We start from the raw sequence: 13,471 nt of genomic DNA, 5'->3' as shown, positions 1-13,471 counted from the left end.
CGCATAAAAGAAGAGTGATACCCGCTAACCTTACCGCAACGGCCTCGCTAGCGGTAGCGTTTTGTCGGGCTATTTTGATCCTGCTCAGCCAGCCATGCCAACTTTTCGCCGATTTTCCCTTCCAGCCCACGCGAGGTCGGTTGATAGTAGCGCGTATGGGCCATTTCAGGCGGGAAATAGTTCTCGCCGGCGGCGTAGGCGTTGGGTTCGTCGTGGGCGTAACGGTACTCCGCCCCCAGCCCCATCTCCTTCATCAGCTTGGTCGGCGCGTTGCGCAGGTGCTCCGGCACGTCATAATCGGCCTGCTCTTTGGCGTCGCGCATGGCGGCCTTGAACGCGGTGTAGACCGCGTTGCTCTTCGGCGCGCAGGCGAGATAAACGATCGCCTGCGCGATGGCGCGCTCGCCCTCCGCCGGCCCCACGCGGGTGAAGCAATCCCAGGCGGCGATCGCCACCTGCATGCCGCGCGGATCGGCGTTACCCACGTCTTCAGAGGCAATCGCCAGCAGACGGCGGGCCACATAGAGCGGATCGCCGCCGGCGGTAATGATGCGCGCATACCAGTACAGCGCGGCGTCCGGCGCCGAGCCGCGCACCGATTTATGCAGCGCGGAAATCAGGTCGTAATAACGGTCGCCCTTGTTGTCGAAGCGCGCGCTGCGTTCGCCCGACACCTCTTTCAGCAGCTCCGGTGTCAGCACCCGCACGCCTTTGGCGTCTAACTCCGCCATGTCCGCCATCATTTCCAAGCTGTTCAGCGCCCGGCGCGCGTCGCCGCCCACCAGCTCCGACAGCAGGCGGCGCGTTTCCGCCGGCAGCTCGATATTCTGGGCACCAAAACCGCGCGCCTTGTCGCCCATCGCCTGATCCAGCACCTGGCCGATATCTTCGGCGGTCAGCGCCTTCAGCAGATAAACGCGGGCGCGGGACAACAGCGCCGAGTTCAGCTCGAACGACGGATTTTCGGTGGTGGCACCGATAAAGGTGATGGTGCCGTCTTCGATGTGCGGCAGGAAAGCGTCCTGCTGGCTCTTATTGAAACGGTGCACTTCGTCGACGAACAGGATGGTGCGGCGGCCGGCGTCGCGATTTTGCCGCGCCCGTTCGATCGCCTCGCGGATCTCCTTAATACCGGAGGTCACGGCGGAGATCCGTTCGACATCCGCCTGACCGTAACGGCCGATCAGCTCTGCCAGCGTCGTCTTCCCGGTGCCCGGCGGCCCCCATAAAATCATCGAGTGCAGCTGCCCGGCCTCGATGGCGCGCGGCAGCGGCTTGCCGGCGGCCAGCAGATGCTGCTGGCCGATATACTGCGCCAGCGTGGTCGGCCGCATACGCGCGGCCAACGGCTGGAACTCGTTCTGGGAAAAATCGAGCGACAGATTATTACTCACTTGCACCTCACTGGCGCTGGTCGTCCAGCGTCACCCCCTTCGGTGGGGTAAATTTGAATTTGGCCGGATCGGCGGCGACGTTCTGTTGGCTTTTCAGCGTGTAGGAACTGCGCTGACCATCCTGCTCCACCGCAGCGAAGCTGCGAATGGTACCGCTGTTGGTCACGCTGATGGCGAACTGCTTCAGGTTGCCGCTGGCGGACTTCGGCGTCAGCTCGAAATCATCGCCCTTTTGCTTCACGTTGTACTGTTTCCAGTCGCTGGCATTATTGCGGGTGATCAGCATAAACGGCGTATTGCCGGTGGCGTTCTTCAGCCAGGTCGCCGTCACCTGCTCGACGAACGGGTTATAGAACCACAGGGTCTGGCCATCGGAGACCAGCACGCTCTCATCAGGCGACGTCATATGCCAGTTGAACAGGTTTGGCCGCTTCACCCACAGCTCGCCTTCCCCCTGTTGCACCGCGGCGCCGTCGGCGCTGGTCACGGTTTGTGAGAAGCTGGCGTGGAAACTGTTCACCTTCGCCAGGCGACTTTGCAGATCCTGCGCGGCATCGGCTAGCACGGAGGTAGAAGCGAATCCCGAAAGCAGACAGCAGGCAACTAACAGTTTTTTCATTATTCCAGATACCTTATGAAATGCGTTAACCGCAGGGCGACGCCGTGCGGGTCAAATCAACCCTTTACCCGGTTACTTTACCCGAAGCCGGCGATCGGCCGGTAGGCCAATGTTCCGAGAAGAAACGGGTTTACGCTTCTTTGCACAAGGGCCGCTTAAGCGGCCCTTTCTTATTGAATTGCAATGGCTAAACGACCATCAATCGTGCCGAGGCGGCGCCAGCACCTCGCGGTTGCCGTTGTGCCCCTGCTCGCTGACGATGCCCTGCGCTTCCATCTGTTCGATGATGCGCGCCGCGCGGTTATAACCGATGCGGAACTGGCGCTGCACGCCGGAGATGGAGGCGCGGCGTTTATCCACCACGAAATCCACCGCCTGGTCAAACAACGGATCCAGCTCTTCGTCACCGTCCATACCGCCGCCGGCACCGCCCTCGCCGTCTTCGCCGCCGCTGAGAATGCCCTCTTTATATTGGGGCCGCTCGCGCGCTTTCCAATCCTTGACCACCGCGTGCACTTCCTGATCGCGCACGAATGCGCCATGTACGCGCACCGGAATTGAGGAGTTCGGCGCCAGATAGAGCATGTCACCCATACCCAGCAAGGACTCAGCCCCCCCCTGATCGAGGATGGTGCGGGAGTCGATTTTGCTCGACACGGTAAAAGCGATACGCGTCGGGATGTTGGCCTTGATAAGGCCCGTGATCACATCCACCGACGGACGCTGGGTCGCCAGCACCAGGTGGATACCCGCCGCACGCGCTTTCTGCGCCAGGCGAGCGATCAACTCTTCGACCTTCTTGCCGACCGTCATGATCAGATCGGCGAATTCGTCGACCATCACTACGATGTACGGCTCTTTCTCCAATACCGGCGGCGTGATGTCCATGCTGTCGGTCGGCTTCCAGAACGGATCCGGGATCGGGCGCCCCATCGCTTCGGCCTGATCGACTCGCTCGTTGTAGCCAGCCAGGTTACGCACGCCCAGGGCAGACATCAGCTTGTAGCGGCGTTCCATTTCACCCACGCACCAACGCAGCGCATTGGCGGCGTCTTTCATGTCGGTGACCACATCGGTCAACAGGTGCGGAATGCCTTCGTAAACCGACAGCTCCAGCATTTTCGGGTCGATCATGATAAAGCGCACTTCTTTCGGCGTGGCTTTATACAGGATGCTCAGGATCATGGCGTTGACCCCGACCGACTTACCGGAACCGGTGGTACCGGCGACCAGCAAGTGCGGCATTTTACCCAGATCGGCCACCACCGGCTCGCCGGAGATGTCCTTACCCAATACGATGGACAGCGGCGACGGGTTGTCACGGAAGGCCGGGCAATCCAGCACTTCGCGCAGGTACACCGTCTGCCGCTTGGCATTCGGCAGCTCCAGACCGACGTAAGGCTTGCCGGGGATCACTTCCACCACGCGCACCGCCGAAGTCGACAGCGAGCGCGCCAGATCGCGCGACAGGTTGGAAATACGCGCCGCTTTAACGCCCGGCGCCAGATCCAGCTCGAAGCGGGTGATGACCGGCCCCGGCAGGATGTCCACCACATCGGCTTTCACGCGGTAATCGGCCAGGCTGGCCTCCACCAGGCGCGCCTTCTGTTCCAGCGCGAAGGAGTCGACCGGCTCCACCTCTTTCGGCGCTTCGGTCAGCAGATCCAGCGTCGGCAGCGGCGTGGTCGGCTTCTGCAGCGGCTGATCGTTGCGCATCAGGAACGGGTGAATCAAGCTGTCCATCGCCGGATGTTGCTCGGCCTGAGTTTGCTGAGGCGGCTGCTGCACCGGTTGCTGCGGCTGCTGATATTGCGGCTGCGACGGCTGTTGATACTGCTGTTGCTGCGGCTGTTGGTACTGTTGAGGCTGCGAGTGCGGTTGCTGAGGTTGGGCAACCGGCGCGGCAGGCTCAAACTGGCCGAACGGCACGTCGTCCTCTTGCTCGCTTTGCTGTTCAATGCGCTCTTCAAGCTGCGGGGACAGCGTGAACATCGGCTCGCTCGGGCCATCGTCCACTAAATCCGCCATCGGCGAGAAGCTGAAAGCATTGCGGGTATCGACCGGGCTGGCAGCCGGCGCCTGCGGGGCCGGTTCTTGCTGGCCGTAGCGTGCCTGCTGCTGCTCGGCGAACGCCTGGCGCAGCGCGGCCTCTTGCAGCGCCTCTTCGTCGTTCTGTTGATAACCTTCGCCATAACGTTGGCTCTGCTGTTCGGCAAACGCCTTGCTCAGCTCAGCTTCCTGCAGGGCGCTTTCGTCATCTTGCTCCGGCGCATAGGTTTCACCGTAGCGTTGGCTTTGCTGCTCGGCAAACGCCTGACGCAGCGCCGCTTCCTGCAGCGCCTCTTCTTCCTGCGGGCTCACCGCCGTCGGCTGCTGAGGCTCCACCTCGGCCTGGCGCTGTTCCTGCTCGGCCGCACGCTGCGAAGGCAGCTTGATGCCGTAAGAAGCCAGCTCGCGGCGCGTCGGAATACGTACCGGATTCGGCCGAGGCAGCTCAGGGCCGATGCCCTGTTTAACCTGCGGATTGCCGTCGCTGGTGGCCGTGAAAGCCGGCATGAAGGTCGCCGCTGCGGCGCCCGCAGCGGCAGCGGCTGCCGTATCCAGCTGTGGCTTGGCGCCGGTGGCGCTGAAACCACCCGCTCCGCTGACGTCGGCACTGTCGCGCTGCGCGGCAGTAAAATCAAAGGGAGAACGCGCCGGCGGCTGCGGCGCAGCCGGCTCTTGCCAATTGCCCAGGCGCGGCTCATCGTCGTCCCGATAAGGGTCGACGGGACGCGTCGCCTTAGGCGCAGGCGTTTCTTCCGGGATTTCGAAGGAATACAGCGGCGGCGTGGCGTCTTGCGCCGGGGCGCTCACCGGGTGCTGATTAACCGAGGTCGGCGCGGCCGGCGCCACCGTTACCGACGGCGCCTGTGTGGCGATCGGTGCGGCAACGGGCTCGTGGATCTCTGCCGTCAACGCCGGTGCAGGCGAAGCCGCCGGCGCGATTGGCGCGACGTCGGCTTCAACCTCACCATCGTCGGCTCGCAGGCCGCTGAGCAACGGATCGGCGGCGTCTTCCGCTGCCTCTTTGGCGCTTTCGGTGACCGAAGGCGCGGAGAACAGCACGTCGTCATCGGCGGCCGCGGCTCCGGCGGCGGTTGCGGCAACCGCGGCTGCGGCGCCCTTCCCTGCCTGCTCAGGCTCGTCGTCAACGTAACGTTCGTCATCCTCGAAATAGCGCTCTTCGCGGCGCGAGCGGTTGGTCATCACCGTCGCGACGCCCAGCACAGCACCGCCGATCTTCTCGGCGATCACCAGCCAGGACCAGCCGGTAAACAGCGTCAGCCCCGCCGCCCACACGCACAGCAGCGCCAGCGTGGCGCCGATGCCGTTGAACCACGGCAACATGGCGTTGCTCAGCAGGCTGCCGATCACGCCACCGGAAGCGAAGTAATAGAGATCGTCAACGTTCAGCGCCGCCAACCCACAGGAGGTAAGCACTAACGCCAGGGTGCCGATCAGGCGCAGGGAGAGCGCGAAATAGTCGATGTAGTCTCTGTTGCCGCGCTGGCGATAGGCCGCCCAGCACAGGACCAGCATGATCGGCGGTATCGCGTAGGCGAGCACCCCGAAGGTGAAGAACAGCGTGTCGGCCAACCAGGCCCCAACACCGCCGCCCAAATTGTGAATCGGCTCATGCCATGCGGTCTGTGACCAGCTTGGGTCAGACGGGTTGAAGCTGACCAGCGCAGCCATGAGGTAAACGGCAAAAATCGCTACCACGATAAGCACAGCTTCCAGCAAACGCCGGCCACTGCTGAGTCTTTTCAGGGTAACTTCTTTATCTTCTGTATATTCCTGGCTCAAGAAAGGCTCTCCAGGTTCCTGTTAGCTGACATAGCAACAGCGCCGAGAAGCTTCCCCGGCGCCGAAACTGTATGAATAAACAGGAGTGTAACCAATTTAATCAGGTTTTGCACCTGCACCTTACCGTGTTTTGATAACCAGACGGTTACTCTGTTTCACTTCTTCCATCACTACGTAGGTACGGGTGTCGTTGACCCCCGGCAAACGCAGCAAGGTTTCACCCAACAGTTTGCGGTAAGCCGACATGTCCGGTACGCGGGTTTTCAACAGGTAGTCGAAATCGCCGGAAACCAGATGACACTCCTGAATTTCTTCAAGCTTCTGCACTGCCGAGTTGAATTGCTCAAACACATCCGGCGCGCCGCGGTTCAGCGTGATCTCCACGAAAACCAGCAGGGACGCATCCAGATAATGCGGGTTGAGCAATGCGGTATAGCCATGAATGAAACCCTGGCGCTCGAGACGGCGCACGCGTTCTAAACATGGTGTCGGGGATAACCCCACGCGCTTCGAAAGCTCGACGTTCGAAATACGCCCATCCTTCTGCAGCTCATTCAGGATGTTGCGGTCGATACGGTCAAGATCTTTACCCGGGCGTTTCTTGTTGTCTGCCATTATTATTGTCTCTCTTATTTTCTTCCGTGCACTTGCCACACCCTAGCCAACGTCAATGTGTAAGGGTTCGTTCCAAGCGAAGACCCGATGCCTGTCATATGCTTCTTCACTACCATCATTCCACGCCGCGCAGCCTGTCTGTCCAACCCCGCGCGACGCCGGTAACGACGTTTAGGTCGAGAAAAAATCTGCAAACGCTTGCGCGCCCTGCTCCGCACATCCACCGCGCATTGCCGCCTCGCGGCGCAAATACGTACGATTTGCTGGTGTTACGGGGATAATTTCTTCTTCCTATGATGTTTTCGCAAATGCGCAGCGGATTGTCAAAGTAAAAGAAGCAAAATCAGAACAACGTACCGTCACGAAAAGTCTGCATCCCATTTTTGGTTATGAATCGCTGGCAGATAAACCCCGGCAGGGAGCGGCTGAAGTCGCAGAAGGCGCCGTTTTTGCGCGGTTGGCGATTCGGCAGCCGAATGCGGCTTTGATAAGGTAAATTTCTGCGTTCAGCGTACGATTTGCCGACAGCGGGTGCATTAATAGGCGACAACTATCATACAAATCGTTAACAACGTCGCCCGGCGCTTTTTTTACTGCGCCATTTTCCCTACAATCGGTTCCATTGTCCGCCATTGTGGAATAAAGAGGTTATTCATGGGCACGGCTAAACATAGCAAATTACTGATTCTGGGCTCCGGCCCGGCCGGTTACACCGCCGCCGTTTACGCGGCGCGCGCCAACCTGAGCCCGGTGCTGATCACCGGTATGGAACAAGGCGGCCAGCTGACCACCACCACCGAAGTGGAAAACTGGCCGGGCGACGCCGAAGGCCTGACCGGCCCGGCGCTGATGGAGCGCATGCGCGAGCATGCGGAGAAGTTCCAGACTGAAATCGTCTTCGATCACATCAACAGCGTCGATCTGCAGCAGCGTCCGTTCCGCCTGTTCGGCGACAGCGGTGAATACAGCTGCGACGCGCTGATCATCGCAACCGGCGCCTCCGCCCGCTACCTTGGCCTGCCTTCCGAAGACGCGTTCAAGGGCAAAGGCGTTTCCGCCTGTGCGACCTGCGACGGTTTCTTCTACCGCAACCAGAAAGTCGCCGTGGTCGGCGGCGGCAACACCGCCGTTGAAGAAGCGCTGTACCTGTCCAATATCGCCGCCGAGGTTCACCTGATCCACCGCCGCGACAGCTTCCGTTCGGAGAAGATCCTGATCGACCGGCTGATGGAAAAAGTGAAAAGCGGCAATATCGTGCTGCACACCGACCATACGCTGGACGAAGTGCTGGGCGATGAAATGGGCGTGACCGGCGTGCGTATCCGCAGCACCAAAGCGGAAAACGAAACCCGCGAACTGGAACTGGCCGGCGTGTTCATCGCCATCGGCCACAGCCCGAACACCGGCATCTTCGGCGGCCAGCTGGAGCTGGAAAACGGCTACATCAAGGTGCAGTCCGGCATTCACGGCAATGCGACCCAAACCACCATCCCCGGCGTCTTCGCCGCAGGCGACGTGATGGATCACATTTACCGCCAGGCGATCACCTCCGCCGGCACCGGTTGCATGGCGGCGCTGGACGCAGAGCGTTACCTGGACGGCATCGCCGGCGCAGAAGTCTGCTAAGGCTTTCTCGCCACCAGCAAAAAGCGGCTCTCGAGCCGCTTTTTTTGTCTTCGCTCCTCAAGAGGATGCACGCCGATGCATAATCTTCTTCACTGGCGCCTGCTGGTTGCCGTCGCCGACAACGGCACCATCACTCAGGCTGCGGCGATCTGCGGTATGACGCAGTCTGCCGCCAGCCAGGCCATCGCTCAACTGGAGACAATGCTGAGCACCCGGCTTTTGGTGCGCCAACCGCACAATGTCGTCCTGACCCAAAGCGGCCAGCAGATCGTCGCCCATGCCCGCACGATGTTGGAAGCACTGCGGGCCATTCAGCAGTGTGCGCAACAAGCCGGCAACGCACACGCGGGCAAAATACGCCTGGCCAGTTTCCCGTCGGCATTCAGCAAGCTGTTGCCGCCGCTGCTGCGTAAATTTCGCCGTCTGTACCCCGACATTGAGCTGATTACGCTCGAGGGCACCGATCACGAAGTGGAGAGCTGGTTAACATCGGCGACGGCAGACATCGGCGTGGTGCTCAATCCGGCGCCGGAGCGGCAGTGCTTCCCTTTGGGAGAGGATGCCTGGCTGGCGGTCGTGCCCAGCGCGTATCCGCTGGCGCGAGCGCGGCGGCCGGTGGCGCTGGATGCCCTGTTCCGGCTGCCTTTTATCCTGGCGACCGGCGGGTGCGATCTCAATGCGCAAAGCTTGGCGCAGCAGTCGGGCCTGGCGCTGGCCGATATCCGCGCCACCGTCAGCGATTGGCAAACGGCATTGACGCTGGTCAGGGAAGGCACGGGCGTCGCGCTGATGCCCGCGTCCGTGATCCCGCCCGACGCGCTTGGGGTTTGCGCTCTGCCGCTCGTTGCGCCGATTTATCGCCGTTTCGGCCTCGCGTGCTCATCCGAGGCGGCGGCCCGGCTCCCCGTCCAAACCCTGCTGAGTTACCTGCGAGAACAGGAGCAAACTCTGGCCAGTCGCTGAGCTAATAGCGGCTTTCTGAAATTTCCATTTTCCCGCCGGTGCCCGCGTCGGCATGCTGTGGCAAGCGTTCTCATTGACCCACAAGGAAATAGCATGAAGCTGTATTTTGCTCCCGATGCCTGCTCGCTTGCCCCACATATCGTCCTGCGCGAATTAGCGCTCCCCTTCACCCTGATCAGGGTGAACAATCGCAGCAAGCGCTGCGCCGACGGTGAGGATTTCTATCGCATCAACCCCAAAGGTTACGTCGCCGCCCTGCAACTGGACGATGGCAATGTGATCACCGAAGGCTCCGCTATCGTTCAATACCTCGCCGACCTGCGCCCAGAGCGCCGGCTGGCGCCGCCACCGACGGCCTTTGAGCGGGTACGGCTGCAGGAATGGCTTAATTTCATCACCAGCGAGATCCATGCCGGCGCCGCCCCTTTATTCAATGACGCCCTGCCCGACGGCGCCAAGGCGTTGCTGCGCGACAAGTTGAGGCGGCGATTGGGTTATATCGCGCAAGCTTTGGCACCACAAACTTATCTGCTGGGAACGCATTTCAGCGTCGCAGACGCTTATCTGTTTACCGTGTTGCGCTGGATGGCGCGCTTCGAGATTTCGCTGAGCGAGTGGCCGCCGCTCCAGCATTATGTGGCGCGGATCGCAGAGCGAGCGTCGGTGTGCGCCGCTCTGGAAGCCGAGGCCGCGAGTGAGGAAGTCAAATAGTCGGTAACGCGTCTGTTATAGCCACATTTGGCCGCTTTATTATTTTCAGTCTGCCGGGTGACGAGGTAACATGGGACCTCGCTTGTTTGCCGCCGATTGCGCCAAACACTATTATTTAACAGTACGTTAACCCAGCCCGTAACAAACGGGCGCCGGCGATGCAGACGCATATCTGATGAAAAAAACCAGACAGCAACAGTTAACCCGTTGGCTTAAAACCCAGAGTTCGTTAGCGCAGCGTTGGCTGCGCCTTTCCATGCTGTTGGGGCTGTTCAGCGGCCTGCTGATCGTGGCGCAGGCCTGGCTGCTGGCCAGCCTGCTGCACGCCCTGATCATCGAACATACCCCGCGCGAACAGCTGATCCCTTCGTTTATCTGGCTGGCCGCCGCGTTCGCGCTGCGGGCGCTGTTAAGCTGGCTGCGGGAACGGATTGGTTTCCTGTGTGGGCAGGTGATCCGCCAGCGCATGCGCCAACAGGTGCTGGATAAGCTGCAGCAGCTCGGCCCGGCCTGGATCCAGGGCAAACCGGCGGGCAGCTGGGCCAGCATCATCGTCGAACAGATCGAGGATATGCAGGACTATTACTCGCGCTATCTGCCGCAGATGTATCTGGCGGTTTTCATCCCGCTGCTGATTTTGATCGCCGTCTTCCCGATCAATTGGGCCGCGGGCATCATTCTGCTGGCAACCGCGCCGCTGATCCCGCTGTTTATGGCGCTGGTCGGCATGGGAGCCGCCGACGCCAACCGCCGCAACTTCGTGGCGCTGGCGCGCTTGAGCGGCAACTTCCTCGACCGCCTGCGCGGCCTGGACACCCTGCGGCTGTTCGACCGCGCGCAGGCCGAAACCGCGCAGATCGCCAAATCCTCCGAAGACTTCCGCAGCCGCACCATGGAAGTGCTGCGCCTGGCCTTCCTCTCTTCCGGCGTGCTGGAGTTCTTCGCCTCGATCTCCATCGCCGTGGTGGCGGTGTACTTCGGCTTTTCCTACCTCGGCGAACTCAACTTCGGCAGCTACGGCCTCGGCGTGACGCTGTTTTCCGGTTTTCTGGTGTTGATTCTGGCACCGGAGTTTTTCCAACCGCTGCGCGATCTCGGCACCTTCTACCATGCCAAAGCGCAGGCGATCGGCGCGGCGGAAGCGCTGGAAACCTTCCTCAGCGCCGAAGGCGAGCAGATGGGCAACGGCACGCGGCAACTGCCCGCCGATCAACCGCTGACGCTGCAGGCGAACGCGTTGGAAATCCTGTCGCCGAACGGCGTACTGCTGGCCGGGCCGCTGAGCTTCACCCTGCAACCGCAGCAGCGCGTGGCGCTGGTCGGGCTGAGCGGCGCCGGTAAAAGCTCGCTGCTGAATCTGCTGCTCGGCTTCCTGCCCTATCGCGGGTCGTTGACCGTCAACGGCATTGAGCTGCGTGAACTGTCCGCCGAAACCTGGCGCCAGCAGCTGAGCTGGGTCGGCCAGAACCCGCATCTGCCGGCGCAAACCCTGCGCGCCAATATTCTGCTGGGCTGCCCGCAGGCCGACGAAGCGCAGCTGCAGCAGGCGGTGGAACTCGCCTACGTCAGCGAACTGCTCCCTTATCTGCCGCAGGGGCTCGACACCGAAGTGGGCGACAACGCCGCTCGCCTGTCGGTCGGCCAGGCGCAGCGCGTGGCGGTCGCCCGGGCGCTGATCGGTCCGCGCCGCCTGCTGCTGCTGGATGAACCGGCCGCCAGCCTCGATGCCCACAGCGAACAGCGGGTGATGCAGGCGTTGAATGCCGCTTCGCATCAGCAAACCACCCTGCTGGTGACGCACCAGCTGGAAGATACCGAAGACTACGATCAGATTTGGGTGATGGATAACGGGCGCATCGTGCAACGGGGCGATTACGCCACCCTCAGCGCCCAACCGGGCCTGTTTGCCACTCTGATCGCCCATCGCCGCGGGGAGCTTTAATCATGCGCGTTTTGCTGCCGTTTTTGGCGTTGTATCGCCGCCATAGCCTGCTGATTAGCCTGGGCATCCTTTTGGCGATCGTCACTCTGCTGGCCAGCATCGGCCTGCTGGCACTCTCCGGCTGGTTCCTGGCCGCCTCGTCGCTGGCCGGATTGGCGGGCCTGTTGACCTTCAACTACATGCTGCCGGCCGCCGGCGTGCGCGGCGCGGCGATCTTCCGCACCGCCGGGCGCTATGCCGAGCGAGTCGTCAGCCACGACGCCACCTTCCGCGTACTGTCGCATCTGCGGGTGTTCACCTTCAGCAAGATCCTGCCGCTGACGCCGGGCGGCATCGCCCGCTTCCGCCAGGCCGAGCTGCTCAACCGCCTGGTGGCGGACGTGGACACGCTGGATCATCTTTATCTGCGGGTGATCTCGCCGTTGATCAGCGCGGCGGTGGTGATCCTGGTGGTCACCTACGGCCTGAGCTGGCTCGATCCTGCGCTCGCCCTGACGCTGGGCGGCATTCTGTTACTGTTGCTGCTGCTGGTGCCGCCGGTGTTTTATCGCGCCGGCAAGCCGATCGGCGGCCAGCTTACCGCCCTGCGCGGCCAATACCGAACCGACCTGACCGCCTGGCTGCAGGGGCAGGCCGAGCTGGTGGTGTTCGGTGCCGTCAACGACTTTCGCCAGACGCTGAACGCCACCGAACAGCGGTGGCAACGCCGCCAGTGGCAGCAGGCCTCGCTGAGCGGCAAGGCGCAGGCGTTGATGATCCTCGCCAGCGGGCTGACGGTGACGCTGCTGCTGTGGCTGACCGCCGCCGGCATCGGCGGCGATACCCAACCCGGCGCGCTGATCGCACTGTTCGTCTTCGCCGCGCTGGCGTCGTTCGAAGCGCTGATGCCGGTCGCCGGTGCCTTCCAGCATCTCGGCCAGGTGATCGCCTCCGCCACGCGGGTCAAACAGATCATCGATCGTCAGCCGGAGGTCACCTTCCCTGCCACCGGCCCGGCCGCCGCCGATCGCGCTCAGCTTAGCCTGCGGCAGCTGAGTTTCACCTACCCCGACCAGCCGCAACCGGTGCTGCGCGACGTCACGCTCGAGGTCGCGGCCGGCGAACACATCGCCTTGCTCGGCCGCACCGGCTGCGGCAAGTCCACCCTGCTGCAGCTGCTGACCCGCGCCTGGCGCACCGACGGCGGCAACATTCTGCTCAACGGCGAACCGCTGGAGGATTATGATGAAACCACGCTGCGTCGGATGACCACGGTCGTCAGCCAGCGGGTGCATATCTTCAGCGATACACTGCGGGAAAACCTGCGGCTGGCCGCGCCGGACGCCGACGACGCTAGCCTGAGCGAGGTACTGCAGCAGGTGGGGCTCGGCAAATTGCTGGACAGCGACGGCGGGCTGAACGCCTGGCTGGGCGAAGGCGGCCGGCAGCTGTCCGGCGGCGAACAGCGCCGTCTGGGCATCGCCCGCGCGCTGCTGCACCCAGCCCCGCTGCTGCTGCTCGACGAACCGACCGAAGGGCTGGACGCCGAAACCGAGCAGCAGATCCTGGCGCTGCTGCGCCGGCATTGTCAGGGAAAAACGCTGATCCTGGTGACGCACCGTCTGTACGGCCTGGAGCATCTCGACCGCATTTGCGTGATAGACGACGGCCGGATTGTCGAACAGGGCGATCACGCCACCCTGATGCGCCGGCAGGGCCGCTATGCCCGCTTTCGCAACCGTATCAGCAACCTGGCGCCGTAATCGGCCCGTA

At 62.3% G+C, this 13,471-nt stretch carries 9 protein-coding genes; 5 read left to right on the top strand and 4 right to left on the bottom strand.

Annotated elements, in window-relative coordinates:
- Positions 1-47 precede the first annotated feature (47 nt).
- The 4 genes from V8N38_RS08375 to lrp form a co-directional block, all read right to left on the bottom strand.
- A complete protein-coding gene (locus tag V8N38_RS08375) occupies positions 48-1,334 on the bottom strand; it encodes a replication-associated recombination protein A (protein WP_060440717.1) in 1,287 nt (428 codons plus the stop codon).
- Between the two features lie 67 nt (positions 1,335-1,401).
- Positions 1,402-2,013, bottom strand: coding sequence for an outer membrane lipoprotein chaperone LolA (gene lolA / locus V8N38_RS08370; protein WP_019454555.1), 612 nt, complete (start codon positions 2,011-2,013; stop codon positions 1,402-1,404).
- 198 nt (positions 2,014-2,211) lie between these two features.
- A complete protein-coding gene (locus V8N38_RS08365) occupies positions 2,212-5,862 on the bottom strand; it encodes a DNA translocase FtsK 4TM domain-containing protein (RefSeq protein WP_147839497.1) in 3,651 nt (1,216 codons plus the stop codon).
- A gap of 120 nt (positions 5,863-5,982) precedes the next feature.
- Complete coding sequence (gene lrp, locus V8N38_RS08360; RefSeq protein WP_004928318.1) at positions 5,983-6,477, bottom strand: leucine-responsive transcriptional regulator Lrp; 495 nt, start codon at positions 6,475-6,477, stop codon at positions 5,983-5,985.
- A 654-nt stretch (positions 6,478-7,131) separates the two neighbouring features.
- On the opposite strand from lrp, the gene trxB reads away from it, so the two are divergent.
- From trxB to cydC, 5 genes are all read left to right on the top strand, one after another.
- Positions 7,132-8,103: a thioredoxin-disulfide reductase gene (gene trxB, locus V8N38_RS08355; protein WP_047727946.1), complete on the top strand. Its 972-nt coding sequence runs from the start codon at positions 7,132-7,134 to the stop codon at positions 8,101-8,103.
- A gap of 75 nt (positions 8,104-8,178) precedes the next feature.
- The gene (locus tag V8N38_RS08350) at positions 8,179-9,066 is read left to right on the top strand and encodes a LysR family transcriptional regulator (protein ID WP_060421725.1); all 888 of its coding nucleotides are present in this window, start codon (positions 8,179-8,181) and stop codon (positions 9,064-9,066) included.
- Positions 9,067-9,159: 93 nt separating this feature from the next.
- Complete coding sequence (gene gstA, locus V8N38_RS08345) at positions 9,160-9,777, top strand: glutathione transferase GstA (protein ID WP_060421720.1); 618 nt, start codon at positions 9,160-9,162, stop codon at positions 9,775-9,777.
- 175 nt (positions 9,778-9,952) lie between these two features.
- A complete protein-coding gene (cydD, locus tag V8N38_RS08340; RefSeq protein ID WP_147839498.1) occupies positions 9,953-11,719 on the top strand; it encodes a heme ABC transporter permease/ATP-binding protein CydD in 1,767 nt (588 codons plus the stop codon).
- A gap of 2 nt (positions 11,720-11,721) precedes the next feature.
- Entirely contained in the window at positions 11,722-13,461 is a 1,740-nt protein-coding gene (cydC, locus tag V8N38_RS08335; protein ID WP_147839499.1) for a heme ABC transporter ATP-binding protein/permease CydC, read from the top strand.
- The last annotated feature ends 10 nt before the right edge of the window (positions 13,462-13,471 follow it).

The organism is Serratia nevei (assembly GCF_037948395.1).
In the GTDB taxonomy this organism is placed as follows: Bacteria; Pseudomonadota; Gammaproteobacteria; order Enterobacterales; family Enterobacteriaceae; genus Serratia; species Serratia nevei.
This window is presented reverse-complemented; position numbering and strand designations above follow the sequence as displayed.